Source organism: Kitasatospora sp. NPDC057692 (genome assembly GCF_042799475.1).
GTDB lineage: Bacteria > Actinomycetota > Actinomycetes > Streptomycetales > Streptomycetaceae > Kitasatospora.
Genome location: NZ_JBHVIV010000005.1, coordinates 23,112 through 39,520, shown reverse-complemented (window position 1 = coordinate 39,520; position 16,409 = coordinate 23,112). Strand labels below are relative to the sequence as shown.

Genomic DNA, 16,409 nt, shown 5'->3' with positions numbered 1-16,409 from the left:
CTTCCCCGGGGACTTCCGCAGTCACTTCGGCACCCACCTCGGCAGTCACTTGCGCATGATCGCCGGCTCCTGCCGACGCAGCAGGGCCAGCACGAGGACGGCCAGCGCCACCGACAGCCCGACCAGCAGGGCCAGCGCGAGCAGCCACCCGGCCCGCTCCTGCTGGAACAGCGGGTCGTCGGTGATGTCGTTCGGCAGCACGGTGTGCAGGTCGACGGTGCGGGCCATCGCGGACAGGCCCCAGCGCGAGGGCACCAGCCAGGCGAACTGCTCCAGACCGGGGACCCCGTGCAGCTTCAGCATGGCGCCGCTGAACACGATCTGCACCACGGAGAGCAGCACCAGCAGCGGCATGGTGGCCTCCTCCTTGCGGACCAGCGCGGAGACCAGCAGGCCGAGCATCATGGCGGAGAAGGAGAGCAGCGCGACCGCGAGGATCAGTTCGGCCAGCGGCGGCATCAGCACCCCGCTGTGCACCGTGACGCCGCCCGGCAGGGCGGGGTCGAGGTCGACGCCGGCCAGCCCGACCAGGGTGAGCACGGCGGCCTGGGCGACGGTGATGGTGCCGAGCACCACCACCTTGGAGACGAGATAGGCCGAGCGGGACAGCCCGACCACGCGTTCCCGCTGGTAGATCGGCCGTTCCTTGACGATCTCGCGCACCGCGTTGGCGGAGCCGGTGAGCAGGCCGCCGATGCAGAGCGTGAGCAGGATGTTGAGCGCGTTCTCCGAGGAGAGCCGGCTGCCCGCCATCGCCCGGCACATCACGCCGATCAGGAACGGCAGGGCGATCATCACGGTCAGGAACAGCCGGTCGGCGGCGAGCACCGCCGTGTAGCGGCGGATCAGCGTGCCGAGCTGGGAGAACCAGCCCTGCGGCTGTTCGGGGCCGATCGGGTCCGCCGCCGCCCCGGGCCCGGCCGCCGGGACGGGCCGGGCGGGCGGCAGCGCCTCGGCGGCGACGTACCGCTCGTACTGCGGGGACTCCCGGAACCGGCGCTGCCAGGCCTGGTGGTCCTCGTTCTCGAAGGCCTCGAAGGCCTGCGGCCATTCGGTGAAGCCGAAGAACGGCAGCGCCTCGTCGGGCGGCCCGTAGTAGGCGGTGCGCCCGCCGGGGGCGAGCACCAGCAGCCGGTCGCAGACGTCCAGGCTGAGCACGCTGTGGGTGACCACGACGACGGTGCGCCCGTCGTCGGCCAGGCCCCGCAGCATCTGCATGACCGAGCGCTCCATGCCCGGGTCGAGGCCGGAGGTGGGCTCGTCGAGGAAGAGCAGCGAGGGCTTGGTGAGCAGTTCGAGGGCGACGCTGACGCGCTTGCGCTGGCCGCCGGAGAGGCTGGAGATGACCAGGTCGGCCCGGCTGTCCAGGCCCAGTTCACGGATCACCTCGGAGACCCGGGCCGCGCGCTCAGCTGCGGCGGTGTCGCCGGGGAAGCGCAATTCGGCGGCGTAGGACAGGGCGCGGCGGACGGTCAGCTGGGTGTGCAGGATGTCGTCCTGCGGGACGAGGCCGATCCGGCGGCGCAGCTCGGCGTAGTCGCGGTAGAGGTCGCGCCCGTCGTAGAGCACGGTGCCCTCGTCGGCGGGGCGCAGTCCGGTCAGCGCGTTGAGCAGGGTGGACTTGCCGGCGCCGCTGGGGCCGGCGACGGCGAGCAGGGCCTTCTCGGCGAGCGGGAAGGAGACGTCGTCGAGCAGCACCCGGCGGTCGGCGCCGACCCGGACCACCAGGCCCTGCACGTTGAGCGAGATCTCGCCGGTGTCGGTGTACTCGACGAGCTCGTCCCCGGCGAGGCAGAGCGCGAAGTGGCCGATGCCCACGATGTCGGCCGGGCCCACCGGCGCCCGGTCGACGGGGACGCCGTTGAGGTAGCTGCCGTTGTGGCTGCCGAGGTCGGCGATCTCGTGGCCGCCGTCCGGCAGGGTGCGCAGCTCGGCGTGGTGGCGGGAGACCAGGAGGTCGTCGAGGACGAGGTCGTTGTCGGGGGCGCGGCCGATCCGCACCGTGCGGCCCGGCAGCCGGAGGACGGCGCTGGGGCGTCGGAAGGTGCCGGAGACGCGCGGGGCGACCAGCGAGGGGCGCTCGACGGACGCCGGGGCCGGCGCGGGGCCGGGCGATCCGTCCGGTGCGCCGCCGGGAAGTCCGGTGAGGGTGGCGGCCGGGCCGTCGGCGGCGTTGCCGAACCGCAGCCGGGTGCCGGGGCCGACGTCCTCGGAGCGGATCCGGCGGCCGTCGGCGAAGGTGCCGTTGGTGCTGCCGACGTCGTCCAGGTGCCAGTGGCCGGCGCTGGTGCGCAGCACGGCGTGGTGCCAGGAGACCCGGGGGTCGTCGAGGACGATCTCGCTGGTCGGGTCACGGCCGACGCGGTACGACCGGCGCGGGTCGATCAGCTGCGAATCCGTGTCGGTGACGAGGACCAGGGGCGGCGCGGCGGGCGCGCCCGGGCGCTCTCCCATGGTTGGGATTCTAGTCCGGCGGCGGTCCGGAGGCGTCCGGACCGCGTTCCGTACCGTCCGTCCGGTCCGATACCACGAAATTGGACTGGACCACTGGATCACCGCAGGGAGGCTGCCCTATCGTTCGGGGAGATCTGCACGGTCGTCCGGGGCCCTCCGCACGACTCACACGAGCCCCGGGGGCGAATCGATGAGCGTCTGGCCGCAGTTGCGCGACACCCGCACGGTCAGAGCGGGCACCGCCCCCGGGACGGTGGTCCGCTGCGGCCTGGCCGACACCATGCTCGCCGACCTCGCCGTCTCCGTCGTGCTCTTCTTCGAGCGCGCGCTGGACGAGGACCGCCTCGCCGCCGGCCTGGCCCGGGCGCTGGAGCGGGTCCCGGTCTTCGCCGGCCGACTGCGCACCGTGGACGGGGTGTTGGAGGCGGTCTGCGACGACTCCGGTGTCCCGATGGTGAGTTACCGCGTCGACGGCACGCTCGCCGAGTCCATGGGGCGGGTCACCGCGCCCGGCGCGCTGCACGCCGACCCGCTGGACGCCCCGGCCGCCCGCACCGGCGGCGGACCGCTGCTCGCCGTCCGGGTGACCCGCACCGGCGACGGCGGCACCGTGCTCGGCTGCTCCTGGCACCACGCGATCGGCGACCTGCACAGCTTCGCGCTGCTGCTGCGCGCCTGGTCGGCCGCGGTCGAGGGCGAGGAACTGCCGGAGGCCGAGCTCGTCGAGGACCAGGACGCGCTGCTCGACCGGGTGCTGCCCGCCGAGGACTGCGGCCGGCCCGGCTTCCGGGTGCCCGGACCGGGCGAGCGCGCCCTGCTGGACCGCGAGGTGGCGGCCGGCCCGCGCGCCAACCGGACCGTCCAGTTGTACTTCGGCGACGCCGAGATAGCCCGGATGCGCGAGGAGTTCGCCGCGGCGGCCGGTCGCTGGGTCTCCTCCGGCGACGCGGTCTGCGCCCATGTCACCCACACCCTGCGGGAGTTGGACGGCGACCGGGAGACCCGTTGGCTCACCGTCCCGGTCAACGCCCGCCGCCCGCTCGGCCTGCCGGACGCCCTGGTCGGCAACCTGCTCGGCGACATCCACCTGCCGTACGCGCCCGGGGACGGCCCGGCCGCCCTCGCCGGGGCGCTGCGCACCGCCGTGCAGGAGTACACCGAGGAGCACCTCAACCTGCGCGCCAACCTGCGCTTCCTGGCCGAGCTCGGCCGCCCCGGGCTGGGCGCCTGCGTGCCGATCGGCTTCGACCCGCAGCACCGCCGGATCAGCTTCTCCAACTGGAGCCGCTTCGGCCTGTACGACGCGACCTTCCAGGGGCAGCGGCCGGTGTTCTTCAGCCCGACGGGCAACTACCCGCTGCCGTGGGTCTGCTGGGCCGTCGAGGGCTTCGGCGGCACCGGGCTGCTCACCACGGCGGTGGTCCCGGCCCGGCTGGCCGCGCGGCTGCGCGGGACGGAGGGGCGGGCCGCGCTGCACCGCTACCGGGACCCGTCCGATGCACTGCCGGACCTGCTCGCGGCCGTCTCCAAGGTGCTCTGACGGCGCCCTGAAGCAAAGCGGGGGGCGGACCCAAGGTCCGCCCCCGACTTCGGTATTGACGAGTGGTCACTTCATGACGGCGCGCAGCGCGTGCCGCAGCTGCTCCCGGTCCGGCTGCAGCGCCCGGTCGAGCGCGGGGGCGAACGGCAGCACCGTGCCGTCCGGCCGGGTGACCCGGCGCGGCGGGGCGGTGAGCCGGAACTCCTCGGCGGCGGTGGCCAGCACCTCCGCGCCGATCCCGCAGCTGCGGTTGGAGTCGTCGATCACCACCAGCCGCCCGGTGCGCTCCAGCGAGGCGCCGAGCGCGGCCCAGTCGAACGGGTACAGCGTGCGCGGGTCGAGCACCTCGACCGAGATCTCCCCGGCGAGTTCCTCGGCCACCGCAAGCGCGTCGTGCACCAGGTGCCCGACGGCGACCAGGGTGACGTCCGTGCCGCTGCGGTGCACCCGGGCGGTGCCGAGCGGGATCGGGGCCAGCTCCCAGGTGACGGTCTCGCGGACCGCCAGCGCGGCGGCCGGGGCGAAGACGATCACCGGGTCCGGGTCCTGGATCGCCGAGCGGAACAGCCCGTAGGCGTCGGTCGGCGTGGCCGGCACGACGGTCTTCATCCCGGCGTGCGCGAACAGGCTGTACGGATGGTCGGAGTGCTGGCCCGCCCAGCCGTCCCGGGAGCCCGAGCCGGGGACCAGGCAGGTGAGCGGGACGCCCGCCTGACCGCCGCTCATCAGCGAGAACTTGTGCGCCTGGTTCACGAGCTGCTCGAAGACCAGGAACAGCAGCGAGGGGATCTGGAACTCCAGCACCGGCCGCCGCCCGGCCAGTGCCGCGCCGAGCGCCATCGCGGTGAACGCCTGCTCGGAGAGCGGGGTGTCGACGATCCGCTCCGGTCCGAACCGGTCCAGCAGCCCGAGGGTGGGACCGGCCATCCCGGCGCCGATGTCCTCGCCGAACACGCAGACCGCGGGGTCGCCGGCCAGTTCGTCGGCCAGCGCCCGGTTGAGCGCCTTGGTGTAGGAGAGTCTCATGCCGCCGCCTCGCTTCGCCCGGCAGGGGCATTCGCCCAGTCGCACCGCTCGAGAATTCGCTCGCTCATGCCACCGCCCCCGCCCGGGGACGCAGCCCGGAGGCGTACAGGTGGTCGGCGGCGCCGGCCGGGTCCGGGTGCGGCGAGGCGAGCGCGAACTCCTCGGCGGCCGCGAGTTCGGCGGCCACCTCGGCGTCCAGGGCGGCGGCGCGGTCGGCGCCGATCGCGGCGGCGGCCCGGGGGAGCGGGTCGCGTTCGCGCCAGGCGGCCACCTCCTCGGGGGTGCGGTAGTGCAGCTTCATCCGCCGTTCCATCGTGTGGTGGCCCTCGAACCGGTAGGTGCGGCACTCCAGGAAGCCGGGGCCGCCCCCGGACCTCGCCCGGGCGACGGCCTGTTCGGTCGCGGCCCGGACCGCCTCGGTGTCCATGCCGTCGACCTCGTCGGCCGGGATGCCGAAGGCGGCGGCCCGGCCGGTCGCGCTGCCCGCGACCGCGGTGCCGGCGGGCAGGGTGGTGGCGTAGCCGTTGTTCTCGCAGACGAAGAGCACCGGCAGCCGCCACATCGCGGCAAGGTTGAGCGACTCCAGGAGCACGCCCTGGTTGAGCGCGCCGTCGCCGAAGAAGGCGACCGCGACGGCGTCCGAGCCCGCCTGCCGGTCGGCCCAGGCGGCGCCGACCGCGATGGGCGCGCCCGCGCCGACGATGCCGTTGGCGCCGAGGATGCCCAGCCGCAGGTCGGCGGCGTGCATCGAGCCGCCCCGGCCGCGGTTGGACCCGCCGACCCGCCCGGCCAGCTCGGCCAGCAGCCGGGCCGGCTCCAGGCCGCGGGCCAGCACGTGGCCGTGCCCGCGGTGGGTGGAGGCGAGCCGGTCGCCCGCTCCCAGCGCGGCGCAGACGCCGACCGCGACGGCCTCCTGCCCGATGTACGGGTGGATGCCGCCGGTGATCACCCCGGACTTCACCAGGTCGAGCGCCCGCTCCTCGAAGGAGCGGATCAGCCGCAGCATCCGGTACCGCCGCTCGGGCGTGTCGAGGGCGGCGACGACGGGTGCGGGGCCGCCGGGTGCGGGGGTGGCGGATGCGCCAGGGGTCACAGCGCGCCCTGCCACACCGGCGGGCAGAAGTCCGGGTCGGCGTAGTCGGGGCGGCCGTCGGCGGTGCGGCGCACCAGCACGTCGTGGTTGTACACGACGGTCCCGCCGTCCGGGCGGGTGGCCCGCCGGTAGGTGTTGGCGCCGTCCTGGAGGTGCAGCGAGACCGCCCGGCGCGGGTAGGAGGCCAGGTTGGGGCCGCTGCCGTGGTAGGTGCGGCAGTGGTGGAAGCTGACGTGGCCGCGCGGGATGACCACCGGCACCTTGCGGACCACGGTCCCGTTGTACGCCGCGTTGGCGTCCAGGATCGCGTCCAGCTCGGAGTTGTCGCGGTCGGCGAAGTGCCGGGTGGAGTCCTCCTCGGAGGGCAGCTCCTTCCAGCGGTGGCTGCCGTCCACCATGGTGATGGTGCCGTTCTCCTCGCCGCAGTCGTGGAACGGCAGGAAGGCGGTGAGCATCCGCTCCGAGGTCGAGGTCTGCCAGTAGTGCTTGTCGAAGTGCCACGGCACCCGGTTGCTGGGCTCGCCCGGCACCGGGGGCTTGTAGATGAGGGTGGCCTGGAAGACCCTGACCTCCTCGGCCTCGGCGAGCAGCGCGGCGACGGCGCCCAGCAGCGGCTTGCGCAGGATCGCGGCGATCGCGTCGCTCTCGTAGTGCACGTAGTCGTTGTGGCGCTGGACCGGCCCGTGCGCGGGCTCCCAGGAGGCCAGCCGCGGCGGGCGGACCGGCAGGGTGCGGTCGCGGTGGCCCGCGTAGTAGTCCTCGGTGGCGGCCTGCAGGGTGTCCAGCTCCTCGTCGCTGAACAGCTTGCGGGACAGGTACCAGCCGTGCTCCAGGTAGCCGGCCACCTCTTCGGGGGTGGGCAGCAGGGCGCGTTCGGCCTCGGTGAGGTGGAACGCGGGTGCGGCGGGTGCGGTGGTCATGGGGGACGGGCCTCCTGCGGTGGTGAGGGCTCGGGTGGACGTCGGAGGGCGGCGGCTCAGACCGAGGCGGCGGCGCGCTGGCGCTCCACGGCCTCGTAGAGGGCCTTGATGTTGGCGGTGCCGAAGGTGCCGGCGCCCTGGCGCTCGATCAGCTCCACGAAGTACGTCCGCCGCGGGTGGGTGGAGCGGGCGAAGATCTGGAACAGCTGACCGCCGTGGTCCTGGTCGACCAGCACGTCCAGCTCGCGCAGCGTGCCGACCGGGATGGCGGTGCCGCCGAGCCGCTCGGTGAGTGCGTCGTAGTAGGTGCCGGGGGTGGTCAGGAACGCCACCCCGCGGTCGCGGATGGTGCGTACGGCGGTGGCGATGTCCCCGGTGCGGAAGGCCAGGTGCTGGACGCCGGCGCCGTCGTGGTCGGCGAGGAAGGTGTCGATCTGGCCGGGGCGGCGGGTGGTGTCGGGCTCGATGAGGGTGAAGGTGACCTCGCCGGAGGCGCTCTGCACCACGCTGGAGTCCATCGCCTGCTCGCCGACCTCGATGTACTCGCCGAAGATGCGGTGCATGCCGAGCGCGGCCTCGCAGAACTTCACCGCGTCGGCCAGCTCGCCGGCCGGCAGGCAGATCGCGGCGTGGTCGAGGGCGTCCAGCAGCCGCGGCGAGCCGCCTTCGGCGGGCTCGGGTGCGGCCGGTGCCTCCGGGACGAACCGCAGGGCGGTGTCGCCGAAGCCGGCCACCAGCCCGCCGGCGCGGTCCAGCACCCGGGCGCCGTGCCGCTCGGCGCGGTCCAGGGCGGCCTGCGGGTCGGGGCAGGAGAGGGCGAGGGCCGCGACGCCCTCGCCGTGCCGGTCGGCGTAGCGGGCCACCGGGTGCGCCGGGTCGGCGGCCGAGCGCAGCAGGAACCGGATGGTGCCCTGCTGCACAAGGACGGTGCGCGCGTCCGCGGACTCGGCCGCGGCGAGCTGTTCCGGCTCGGGGGGCACGGCGGTGAAGCCGTAGTCGGCGCAGAGCTCCGCCGCGGCGGTGTCGGCGTCGGCGCAGTGGTACTCGACGTGGGCTATGGACTGGATGGACAACGGGATCTCCCCGGGGGATCGCGAGTTGACGAGTGGCCTGGCACGGGTGTCCGGGCCGCGGCGCCGGGCGGCGTCAGCGGACGGACGGGGTGGAGGCGGGCTCGAAGACCAGGCTGAGGTTGTGCCCGCCGAAGGCGAAGGCGTTGCTCAGGGCGGCGGTGAGCGGGACGGCGCGGGCCGCGCCCCGGACGTGGTCCAGGTCGCAGGCCGGGTCCGGCTCGTCGAGGTTGACGGTCGGTGGCAGCGTCCCGCGGGCGACCGCGAGCGCGGTGACCGCGGCCTCCAACGCGCCTGCCGCGCCGAGCAGATGACCGGTGGCGCCCTTGGTGGAGCTGACCGCGGGGCGGTGCTCGCCGAAGACGGCGGTCAGGGCGGCGGTCTCGGCGACGTCGCCGAGCTTGGTGCCGGTGCCGTGGGCGTTGACGTAGCCGATGTCGGCGGGGGCGAGGCCCGCGTTGGCGAGCGCGGCGCGCATCGCGTCGGCGGCGCCCGCGCCGTCGGGCCGCGGCATGGTCGGGTGGTGGGCGTCGGTGGAGGCGCCCCAGCCGGTGAGGTCGGCGTACCCGGCGGCGCCGCGGGCGGCGGCGTGCTCGGGGCTCTCCAGGACCAGGACGGCGCTTCCCTCGCCCAGCACGAAGCCGTTGCGCCGGCGGTCGAAGGGGCGGCTGGCCTGCGCCGGGTCGTCCCAACCGGAGGACAGCGCACGGGCGTTGGTGAACGCGGCGGCGATCGTCGGGTGCAGCGAGGACTCGGTGCCGCCGCACACCACCACGTCCGCGTCGCCGGAGCGGATCAGCCGCAGCCCTTCGGCGACGGCCTGGGCGCCGGCCGCGCAGGCCGTCACGATGGCCGTGCTGAACCCGCGGATGCCGTGCTTGATGGCGATCCGCGCGGTGGCCATGTTGGAGAGCATGCCGGGCAGCAGGTAGGGGCTGACACCGGGGCGGCCGCGTTCGAGGCGGCGGTGGGACTGCTGCTCGAAGGTCTCCAGGCCGCCGCCGCCGGTGGCCAGCACCACGGCGGTGCGGTGCGGGTCGGCGTCCTGGCCGACCACCAGGCCGGCGTCGGCGAGCGCGTCGTCCGCGGCGGCCAGGGCGAGCAGTACGAAGCGGTCCACGCAGCGGGTCTCGGTGGGCGGCAGCACCTCACGGCCGTCCACCGCGGGGGCGAGGCCGGCCGCGGTCAGCCAGCCGTGGGCGGCGTGGCCCTCGGGCAGGGCGCGGATGCCGGAGCGGCCGGCGGTGAGCGCGTCGAAGACCTCGGCGGGCTTGCGGCCGAGCGGGGTCACCAGGCCGATGCCGGTGACCACGGCGCCCGGGCGGCGGGCGGCGCTCATGCGCCCGCCCCGGCGACCGAGTCCAGGTAGCGCTGGCGCAGCAGGACCTTGCGCACCTTGCCGGTGGGGCCGAGCGGGATGTCGTCCCCGGCCACCACGACGACCTGGCGGACGGTGGCCGCGGCGGCCTCGTCCAGCGCGGCGGTGACGGCCTTGGTGCGGTCGGCGGCCGGGTCGGCCCCGGCGGACAGGATCAGCAGCACATCGGTGACCACCCGCTCGCCGTCGCGCACCGCGACCACCGTGCAGTCCAGCGCGTCGGGGCAGGCGGCCAGCACCCGCTCCTCCGACATCGCGGTGAACAGCCGCTTGCCGTCGCCGAGTTCGACCGAGTCGACGGCCCGGTCGACGTGGTAGTAGTAGCCCTCCTCGTCCCGGTACATCAGGTCGCCGGTGAGGAAGCGGCCGCGCAGCCGGGTGCGGTAGGTGGTGGCGGAGTCGTTCCAGTAGCCGAGCGCCAGGGTCGGGGAGGCGGTGGCGAGTTCGCCGACCTCGTTCGGGCCGAGGGGCTCGCCGTCGGGGCCGACGAGTTCGCAGTCGACGAAGGCGTGCGGGCGTCCGACGCAGCGGCCGTAGCGCTCGGTGTCCGGGCCGTGGGTGATGAAGAAGTGCGAGTGGCCCATCTCGGTGGAGCCGAGGCCGTCCACGAACAGCGAGCCGGGCACCCGGACCCGGCCCTCGCGGGTCACCGACTCGCGGCTGCCGGTGGCGACCAGACGGCGGATGTGCACCTCGTGGGCGCAGTCGCCGGTGTTCCACCAGAGCGCGACCGATTCCAACTTCCGTGCGGCCAGGTCGTGGTGGGCGAGGTCGGCCCAGGTGGCGGCGAAGCCGACCACGCCGCTGGGGCGCCACTGCTCGATCGCGTCCAGGACGCCGGCGCCGGACTGGCTGGAGAGCAGGGCGAGCTGGGTGTGCGAGGCGAGGGCGAGGTTGACCGCGATCAGGGTGGCGGCGTGCGGGGCGGGCAGGGCGCTGAGCATCCGGTCCTGGCCCTGCGGGCGGGGCAGCCGGGCGCGGTGGCGGATCGCCGCGTAGAGGCTCGCGTGCGAGTGCACCACGGCCTTGGGCATGCCGGTGGTGCCGGAGGAGTGGGTGATCGCGACCGGGTCGCCGGACCAGTGCCGGTAGGGCTCGGGGGCGGCCTCGGGGTCGCCGGAGCCGAGGGTGGCGATCTCCGGCAGCACGGGGGCGCCGGGCTCGTGGCCGGCCAGCGCGGCCAGGTGCGGCGGGTCGGCGAGGATACCGACCGGGCCGAGCTTGGCGATGTAGCGGGCGGCCCGCTCGCCGTCCAGGTGGGGGTTGAGCAGCGCGGGGACGGCCCCGAGTCGGGCCAGCGCGAGGAAGGCGAGCACGTGGTCCGCGGCGTCGCTCGCGTACACCACCACCGGGTCGCGGCGGCCGATGCCCAGGGCGTGCAGGGCGGCGGCCCGGGCGCGGACGGCGCGGTCCAGCTCGGCGAGGGTGAAGGGCTGCCAGGCGGCGTGGTCGTCCACCGGGGTGTCGAAGGTCAGCAGCGGCTCGTCGAGGCCGAGGCCGAGCGCGAGGCGGCTGGTGAGGACGTTTCCGGCGCCGACGGCCGGATCGTCCGCCAGCAGGGTGCGGATACTGCGGATGCTCACGGGGTGGATCCCTCCCGGGGTGCGGGCGTGCGGGGCGTGCTGCGGCGGGACGCGGCGGGTGGGGGACCGCTCGCGCCGGTGGTGCGCAGGGGGGTGGGTTCGGGTGTTCGGCGGGGGTCGGGTCGGGTCGGTCGGGTGGGCGGGGGTCAGACGGCGGCGACCAGCAGGGCCACGGCCCGGTCGGTGCCGTCCGGGCCGTCGGTCCCGTCGGCCTGTTCGGCGGCGATGACGAGGACCTGGTCGGCGTCGCCGTCGGCGAGGAGCAGCTCCGCCAGGTTGAGGGCGTCCTGCGGGACCCGCCCGGGTGGCGGGGGCTGGGCGGGAGTGATCGCCACCACCGGGCCGGTCAGGCCCCAGCGGGCGGCGATGTGGCCGAGGACGGCGTTCGGGTTGGACTGGAAGAACAGCAGCGGGGGCATCCGCCGGGCGGTGTCGGCGGCGGCCTCGTCGATGGCGCGGGCGGTGGCCCGGTCGCCGCCCGCACTGGCCAGCAGCAGCGCGGTCCGGCCGGGAGCCGGGGCCGCGCCGTGGCGGGCGCGCAGGCAGCGTTCGGCGGCCTCGGCCACCAGGGGGTTGAAGGAGGAGGCGGCGAAGCCGGGCAGCGGGGGGAGCGGCTCGGGCTCGCGGGCGTCGGGGTCGGGCCAGGCGGCCTCGGCGAGGATGCGCAGCGCGGTCATCGGGCGGCCACCAGGAGGGCGGTGTTGGCGCCGCCGAAGGCGGAGTTGAGGGTGAGCGCGTAGCGCGGCCGGGCGGCGCGCGGGCCGTCCAGCACGAGGTCCAGGCCGATCTCCGGGTCCGGGCCCAGCCAGCCGGCGTTGACCGGCAGCAGTCCTTCGGCCAACGCCTCGATGGTGACGACGAGTTCGAGCAGGGCCGAGGCCTCCAGGGCGTGGCCGTGGACGGCCTTGCTGGAACTGACGGGCAGGTGCGCGGTGTGCGCGCCGAAGACCCGGTGCAGCGCCTTGGCCTCGGCGTGGTCCGACAGCGTCGAGCCGGTGCCGTTGGCGTTGACGTAGCCGACCTCGTCCGGGGTGATCCCGGCCCGCTCCAGCGCGGCCCCGACGGCGCGCGCCACACCGTCGCCCTCGGGTTCGGGACGGCAGACGTGGTGGGCGTCGCCGGCCCGGCCCCAGCCGGCCAGCCGGGCGAGCACCGGCGCGCCGCGCCGCTCGGCCTCCGGTTCGGCCTCCACCAGGACGGCGGCGGCCGCGTCGCCGAGCAGGGTGCCGCTGCGGCCGGCGCTGAACGGGCGCAGCTCGCCGTCGCGGGCCAGCGCCCGGCCGGCGTCGAAGGCGGCGAAGACGCCCGGCTCGACGAGGTGTCCGGCGGCAACCAGCACCCGGGGGTGGCGGCCGGCGGCGACCAGTGCGGCGGCGTCGGCGACGGCGCTCGCCGCCGCGACGCAGGCGCCGGTGTAGGCGCGGGTGACCCCGGGGGCGCCCCAGGCGGCGGCGGTTCCGGCGGCGACCGCGGCGACGGTCTCCCGGGTGCGCAGGTCGCTGTGCAGCGCGAGCAGCACGGGCGGGCCGGCGTCGGGCGCGCCGGGGGCCAGGTCGGCGCGGCGGCAGGCCTGGCCGACGGCGGCGAGCACGGCGTCGGCGAGCGGGCGCGGCTCGGGCAGCAGCGCGGCGCGCACGGTGCGGCGCGCCGAGACGTCGAACCGGGTGACCGCGGCGAACGCGGCCTTCCCGTGGACGACGGCCTCGGTGAGCGCGGCGGGCCCGTCGCCGGCCGCGCTGAGCACGCCGACGCCGGTCACCACGGGCCGGACGGCGGGCGGGGCGTGGCGGGTCATGGCCGCGCGGCCCCCGCGCCGGCGTCGGCGACGGCTCCGGCGGCCTGGGCGCCGGAGGTTCCGGTCGCGGCGGGGCCGCCGGCCGCGAGCACGGCCGCCCGGAACACGGCGACGGCGTCGTCGACCGTCCGGACGGCCTCGAAGGCGTCGTCGTCGAGGTCCGGCTCGATGCCGTAGCGCTGCTCGAACTCGGCGATCAGCCAGGTGAGTTCGAGCGAGCCGAGCTCCTCGGGGACGTCCTCCGCGGCGCGCTGCCCGAACGCCGCGAGCATGGCCAGCACCTCGGCCCGGTCGGGGCGGGCGAGGTCGGTCACGCCGGGCTGCCCGAGGCGGCGGTGGCGGTGCCGGCGGCGATCCGCGCGGCGACGTCGGCGGTGAACTGGTCGAGCGTCATCAGCGCGGTGGTCTCCATCTCGTCGAGGTCGAACTTGACCCCGTACTCGTCCTCGACCTGGACCGAGAGGTCGGCGAGCGCGAGCGACTCCAGGTCCAGGCCGGCCGGACCGAGGTCGGTGTCGCCGGTGACCTCGGAGACGTCGTACTGCATCTCGGCCAGTGCGGCGAGGACGAACACGCGGATGCGGTCCTGCATGGTGGGCTCCTTGTGTCCGGGTGCGCGCGGGCGCGCCCGGGGTCGTCGGGGGTGGGAACGCGGTCCACCGGGGTACCGGTGGTGGTCCCGACGGGCAGGCGGAACCTGCCCGTCGGGGAAGGCTTCGACGTCCCGTTCGGGACGGGCCGGCGGTCCTCGGGCCGAGGGTGGCCGAGGGCGCCGGAAGCGGGTGGTGCGCGGCCGGGCGCGCCGGGTCGCGGCGCGCCCGGGTCAGCCGGCGGCCGCGCGCAGGGCGACCGGGTCGCGCAGCAGCTTGCCGGTGGCGGTACGGGGGAGCTGTGGCAGGAAGGCCAGCCGGCGCGGCCGCTTGTAGGCGGCGAGCTGCTGGGCGAGGCCGTCCTGGACGAGGGTCCGGTCGGCGCCCTCCTCGGCCGAGAGGTAGGCCTCGATGGCGCCGTCGTCGAAGACCACCACGGCCTCGCGGACCTGGGGGAGCGCGGCGAGGGTCTGCTCGACCTCGGTGAGGTCGACCTTGAGTCCGCCGATCGAGACCTGCGAGTCCCGGCGGCCCAGGACGGTGACCAGGCCGGTGTCCGGGTCGAGGAAGGCGGCGTCGCGGGTGTGCAGCCAGCCGTCCGCCCAGCGGGTCGGGTCGTCGAGTCCGGGGTAGGGCGAGGAGGGCGTGCCGAGCTGGAGCTCACCGCCGACGAGCCGCAGGTCCATGCCGTGCACGGGCCGCTTGGCCGGGTGCAGGGCGCCGTCCAGGTCGGTGGCGATCACCCCGGTCTCGGTCATCCCGTACATGGTGCCCAGCGGCACGCCGTACCGCGCGGTGAACGCGGCGGGCAGGCCCGGGCGGACGAGTTCGCCGGCCACCACCATCCGCCGCAGCTGCGGCAGTTCGGGCGGATCCGCCACGCCGGCCAGCAGCTCGGCGTGGAACGGCACCCCGATCACGGTGGTCGGGCGGCCGTCGGCGGCGACCGCGCCGAGGATGCCCGCCGCCGTCATCCGGTCCGGGACGGTGAGCGGGGCGCGCGCGTGCAGGCTGTTGAGCAGCCCGCCGACCAGGCCGAGCACGTGCACCACCGAGGAGAGCAGGACCACCCGCTCGCCCTCGCCGGGGAACGCCGCCAGTCGGCGGTAGCAGTCGAGTTCACGGATCAGGTCGCCCGCGGTGCGCGCGATCACCTTGGCCGGGCCGGTCGAGCCCGAGCTGAGCTGCACCAGCGCGTGGCCGGTCCCGGCGGGCCGGCCGGCGGGCAGCCGGACGGCGACCGGGTCGACCAGCGAGTAGCCGCGCAGCGCCGCGGCGGCCGGCCGCGAGGCCGAGCCGACGAGCACCTGCGGGGCCAGCCGGTCGACCGCGAGATCTACCTCGTGGTCGGTCAGCCGGTGGTCCAACAGGGCCACCTGCGCGCGCAGTTGCCAGGCCGCCAGGAGCACGGCGACGAAGCCCAGCGAGGGCGGCAGCCGCAGGGCGGCGGTGCCGCCCGGGCCGAGGCCGGCCGCGGCCAGCCGCTCGGCCTGCTCGGCGACCAGAGCGCGCAGGGCGTCGCGGTCGACGGGCGTGCCGAAGCGGAGGCACTCCTCACCCCCGGGGCCGGCCAGCAGCACCCGGTCGACCCAGTCGTCGGGAGCATCGGCGTGCGGGGGTGAGGAGGGCGGCGGTGAAGAAGGGGAAAAGCCGGTCAACGCCACTCCACACAGTGAGGAGATTTGTCATGGACACTTGGACGATGTTCACATGCCATCACAAGCAATACGTCCAATTCCGTTGCCAGACCTTCGCACAGACGATTGGTCAAATCAAGGTCTATACCAATGCGGTGTAGACCTCCTACGCTGCGGATCCGTGGACCGGTCCGAGCGCGGCCGGTCCGGGAACGAGGACGCCCGTGGCACCACTCACGCTGGCCGGGATCGAACGCGCCGCGCGCGAGCAACTCTCCCCAGAAATCTGGGACTTCGTCGAAGGCGGCAGCGGTGCGGAACGCACCGCGGCGGCCAACCGGGAAATGTTCGGACGCTATGCGTTCCGCCCGCGCACGCTCGTCGACGTCTCCGTCTGCGCGCCCGCCGTCGATCTGCTCGGCGCCACCCTGCAACTGCCGGTCGGAATTGCCCCGATGGCCTACCACCGACTGGTCCATCCGGACGGCGAAACGGCGACCGCCCGGGCGGCCGGAAAGGCGGGCGCCCTGCTGGTCGCCGGAATCTTCGCCAGTCGCACCCTGGAAGAGATCGCCTCCGCGGCGAGCGGCCCGCTCTGGCTCCAGCTCTACTGGCTGCGCCGCCGCGACGCCCTCGCCGCCCTGGTGGAACGCGCCGAGGCGGCCGGCTTCAACGCCCTGCTGCTCACCGTCGACGCCCCCCGGATCGGCCGCCGGCTGCGCGACCTGCGCAACGGCTTCGCGGTCCCCCCGGAGATCCGCGCGGTCAACCTCGACCCCGCCCTGATGGCCGCCAGCCACCGCGCCGGCCAAGGCAGTTCGGGGATTGCCGAGCACGCCCGCGAGCAGTTCGACCCCACCCTGACCTGGGACGACCTCGCCTGGCTGCGCGAGCGCACCCGGCTGCCGATCGCCCTCAAGGGCGTGCTGACCGCCGAGGACGCCCGGCTCGCCGCCGAGCACGGCGTCGACGCGGTCGTCGTCTCCAACCACGGCGGCCGCCAACTCGACGGCGCGCTGCCCGCCCTGGCCGCCCTCCCCGAGGTCGTCGACGCCCTGCCGCCGCACCTGCCCGCGCTGCTCGACGGCGGCGTGCGCGGCGGCGCGGACATCGCCGTCGCCCTCGCCCTCGGCGCCCGCGCCGTGCTGGTCGGCCGCCCGGCGTTCTGGGGCCTGGCCACCGGCGGCGAGGCGGGCGTGTCCCGCGTCCTCGACCTGCTGCGCGACGAACTGGAGCACACCATGGCCCTGTTGGGCCGCCCCGCCGCCGCCGACCTGGACCGCACCGCCCTCGCGCCCTGGCCCCGCTGAGCCTGCCGGCCCC

The 16,409-nt window shown here is 75.6% G+C and carries 14 protein-coding genes; 2 read left to right on the top strand and 12 right to left on the bottom strand.

Going from position 1 to position 16,409, the window contains the following annotated elements:
- Nucleotides 1–45: 45 nt before the first annotated feature.
- The gene (locus ACFVFS_RS04300) at nucleotides 46–2,454 is read right to left on the bottom strand and encodes an FHA domain-containing protein (RefSeq protein WP_380619929.1); all 2,409 of its coding nucleotides are present in this window, start codon (nucleotides 2,452–2,454) and stop codon (nucleotides 46–48) included.
- A 190-nt stretch (nucleotides 2,455–2,644) separates the two neighbouring features.
- Between ACFVFS_RS04300 and ACFVFS_RS04295 the strand changes: the two genes are divergently transcribed.
- Nucleotides 2,645–3,994, top strand: a complete 1,350-nt coding sequence (locus ACFVFS_RS04295) for an acyltransferase (RefSeq protein WP_380619926.1) — start codon at nucleotides 2,645–2,647, stop codon at nucleotides 3,992–3,994.
- Between the two features lie 66 nt (nucleotides 3,995–4,060).
- Here the strand turns inward: ACFVFS_RS04295 and ACFVFS_RS04290 are convergent, their stop codons facing one another.
- The 11 genes from ACFVFS_RS04290 to ACFVFS_RS04240 all read right to left on the bottom strand — a co-directional run bounded on the left by ACFVFS_RS04290 (nucleotide 4,061) and on the right by ACFVFS_RS04240 (nucleotide 15,113).
- On the bottom strand, nucleotides 4,061–5,020 hold the full coding sequence (locus ACFVFS_RS04290; protein WP_380619923.1) for an alpha-ketoacid dehydrogenase subunit beta: 960 nt from the start codon (nucleotides 5,018–5,020) through the stop codon (nucleotides 4,061–4,063).
- A gap of 64 nt (nucleotides 5,021–5,084) precedes the next feature.
- Nucleotides 5,085–6,113, bottom strand: coding sequence for a thiamine pyrophosphate-dependent dehydrogenase E1 component subunit alpha (locus ACFVFS_RS04285; RefSeq protein WP_380619920.1), 1,029 nt, complete (start codon nucleotides 6,111–6,113; stop codon nucleotides 5,085–5,087).
- The gene (locus tag ACFVFS_RS04280; RefSeq protein WP_380619918.1) at nucleotides 6,110–7,033 is read right to left on the bottom strand and encodes a phytanoyl-CoA dioxygenase family protein; all 924 of its coding nucleotides are present in this window, start codon (nucleotides 7,031–7,033) and stop codon (nucleotides 6,110–6,112) included. The genes ACFVFS_RS04285 and ACFVFS_RS04280 overlap by 4 nt, the downstream gene beginning before the upstream one ends.
- Nucleotides 7,034–7,089: 56 nt before the next feature.
- Complete coding sequence (gene hppD / locus ACFVFS_RS04275; RefSeq protein ID WP_380619915.1) at nucleotides 7,090–8,106, bottom strand: 4-hydroxyphenylpyruvate dioxygenase; 1,017 nt, start codon at nucleotides 8,104–8,106, stop codon at nucleotides 7,090–7,092.
- 73 nt (nucleotides 8,107–8,179) lie between these two features.
- Nucleotides 8,180–9,442 carry a beta-ketoacyl-[acyl-carrier-protein] synthase family protein gene (locus ACFVFS_RS04270; RefSeq protein ID WP_380619913.1) on the bottom strand — a complete coding sequence of 421 codons (1,263 nt, stop codon included), beginning with the start codon at nucleotides 9,440–9,442 and terminating at the stop codon, nucleotides 8,180–8,182.
- Nucleotides 9,439–11,064 carry a class I adenylate-forming enzyme family protein gene (locus tag ACFVFS_RS04265; protein WP_380619910.1) on the bottom strand — a complete coding sequence of 542 codons (1,626 nt, stop codon included), beginning with the start codon at nucleotides 11,062–11,064 and terminating at the stop codon, nucleotides 9,439–9,441. Before ACFVFS_RS04265 ends, ACFVFS_RS04270 begins: the two co-directional genes overlap by 4 nt.
- A 146-nt stretch (nucleotides 11,065–11,210) precedes the next feature.
- Nucleotides 11,211–11,741, bottom strand: a complete 531-nt coding sequence (locus tag ACFVFS_RS04260; RefSeq protein WP_380619908.1) for a hypothetical protein — start codon at nucleotides 11,739–11,741, stop codon at nucleotides 11,211–11,213.
- Nucleotides 11,738–12,859, bottom strand: a complete 1,122-nt coding sequence (locus tag ACFVFS_RS04255) for a beta-ketoacyl synthase N-terminal-like domain-containing protein (RefSeq protein WP_380619906.1) — start codon at nucleotides 12,857–12,859, stop codon at nucleotides 11,738–11,740. Before ACFVFS_RS04255 ends, ACFVFS_RS04260 begins: the two co-directional genes overlap by 4 nt.
- Nucleotides 12,856–13,173 carry an acyl carrier protein gene (locus ACFVFS_RS04250; RefSeq protein ID WP_380619903.1) on the bottom strand — a complete coding sequence of 106 codons (318 nt, stop codon included), beginning with the start codon at nucleotides 13,171–13,173 and terminating at the stop codon, nucleotides 12,856–12,858. Before ACFVFS_RS04250 ends, ACFVFS_RS04255 begins: the two co-directional genes overlap by 4 nt.
- Nucleotides 13,170–13,451, bottom strand: coding sequence for a phosphopantetheine-binding protein (locus ACFVFS_RS04245; protein ID WP_380619900.1), 282 nt, complete (start codon nucleotides 13,449–13,451; stop codon nucleotides 13,170–13,172). Before ACFVFS_RS04245 ends, ACFVFS_RS04250 begins: the two co-directional genes overlap by 4 nt.
- Nucleotides 13,452–13,682: 231 nt before the next feature.
- Nucleotides 13,683–15,113 (bottom strand): class I adenylate-forming enzyme family protein, encoded by a 1,431-nt coding sequence (locus ACFVFS_RS04240; protein WP_380619897.1) that lies wholly within the window; start codon nucleotides 15,111–15,113, stop codon nucleotides 13,683–13,685.
- 197 nt (nucleotides 15,114–15,310) lie between these two features.
- Between ACFVFS_RS04240 and ACFVFS_RS04235 the strand changes: the two genes are divergently transcribed.
- Nucleotides 15,311–16,396 carry an alpha-hydroxy acid oxidase gene (locus tag ACFVFS_RS04235; protein ID WP_380619895.1) on the top strand — a complete coding sequence of 362 codons (1,086 nt, stop codon included), beginning with the start codon at nucleotides 15,311–15,313 and terminating at the stop codon, nucleotides 16,394–16,396.
- Nucleotides 16,397–16,409: the final 13 nt, after the last annotated feature.

Excerpts from the sequence above, each read along its gene's own strand:
- ACFVFS_RS04280 (WP_380619918.1), bottom strand. The coding sequence starts at position 7,033 with ATGACCACCGCACCCGCCGCACCCGCGTTCCACCTCACCGAGGCCGAA.
- ACFVFS_RS04260 (WP_380619908.1), bottom strand. The coding sequence starts at position 11,741 with ATGACCGCGCTGCGCATCCTCGCCGAGGCCGCCTGGCCCGACCCCGAC.
- ACFVFS_RS04245 (WP_380619900.1), bottom strand. The coding sequence starts at position 13,451 with ATGCAGGACCGCATCCGCGTGTTCGTCCTCGCCGCACTGGCCGAGATG.
- ACFVFS_RS04255 (WP_380619906.1), bottom strand. The coding sequence starts at position 12,859 with ATGACCCGCCACGCCCCGCCCGCCGTCCGGCCCGTGGTGACCGGCGTC.
- ACFVFS_RS04300 (WP_380619929.1), bottom strand. The coding sequence starts at position 2,454 with ATGGGAGAGCGCCCGGGCGCGCCCGCCGCGCCGCCCCTGGTCCTCGTC.
- ACFVFS_RS04290 (WP_380619923.1), bottom strand. The coding sequence starts at position 5,020 with ATGAGACTCTCCTACACCAAGGCGCTCAACCGGGCGCTGGCCGACGAA.
- ACFVFS_RS04295 (WP_380619926.1), top strand. The coding sequence starts at position 2,645 with ATGAGCGTCTGGCCGCAGTTGCGCGACACCCGCACGGTCAGAGCGGGC.
- ACFVFS_RS04270 (WP_380619913.1), bottom strand. The coding sequence starts at position 9,442 with ATGAGCGCCGCCCGCCGCCCGGGCGCCGTGGTCACCGGCATCGGCCTG.